The 430-nt window shown below is 31.6% G+C and carries 1 protein-coding gene; it reads left to right on the forward strand.

From position 1 onward, the window contains the following. A partial coding sequence (locus M3175_RS24510) for a LysR family transcriptional regulator (protein ID WP_251524617.1) occupies window positions 1-430 on the forward strand: 430 nt, incomplete at both ends.

Genomic DNA, 430 nt, shown 5'->3' on the forward strand with positions numbered 1-430 from the left:
TACTAAAGCTGCACAATTTTTACATATTAGCCAGCCATCTTTAACTGCTACGATTAAAAAAATGGAAGCAGATTTAGGTTATGACTTATTTACACGTTCAACAAAAGACATCAAGATTACCGAAAAAGGAATACAGTTTTATCGTTATGCGAGCGAATTAGTTCAACAATATCGATCCACGATGGAAAAAATGTATGATTTAAGCGTTACATCAGAACCAAGGATAAAAATTGGGACTCTTGAATCTACGAATCAATGGATTGCGAATTTAATTCGAAAGCACCATTCCGACTACCCTGAACAGCAATATCGTTTATATGAAATACATGATAAACATCAATCTATAGAGCAATTACTGAATTTTAATATTCATTTAGCTATAACAAATGAAAAAATAACCCACGAAGATATAAGATCCATTCCTTTATAT

The sequence above is a fragment of the Robertmurraya korlensis genome (assembly GCF_023715225.1).
Lineage (GTDB): Bacteria > Bacillota > Bacilli > Bacillales > Cytobacillaceae > Robertmurraya_A.